At 27.8% G+C, this 291-nt stretch carries 1 pseudogene; it reads right to left on the reverse strand.

From position 1 onward, the window contains the following. A pseudogene (locus LDP10_RS03425) lies at positions 1 to 115 on the reverse strand (hypothetical protein); the annotation flags it as partial. Between the last annotated feature and the right edge of the window lie 176 nt (positions 116 to 291).

Raw genomic sequence — 291 nt, forward strand, 5'->3', positions numbered from 1 at the left:
TGTGAGCGTAAATTATTGCCTGGATTACTGCCTGAGCTTTATTTCGGCTCTCATTAGCCTCTTCTTGCGGCACAGAGTCTAATACTATGCCTGCTCCTGCTTGTACTTTTCCGATATTATCTAAAAGTATATTTCTGAACAATTATTTGCAATAATTATTCTTCACTTCTTAACAATACGTTTTAAAAAAATAGTTTTTATTTTTAAATAATATTTTTACGAAAGCATATTAAATTTAATTTTTAACGCTTGTTTTATAGTTTGTTGTTTTTTTTTGTTAGATTTCATTAT

It is taken from the genome of Buchnera aphidicola (Pemphigus obesinymphae), from assembly GCF_026122815.1.
Taxonomy (GTDB): Bacteria; Pseudomonadota; Gammaproteobacteria; order Enterobacterales; family Enterobacteriaceae; genus Buchnera_C; species Buchnera_C aphidicola_BJ.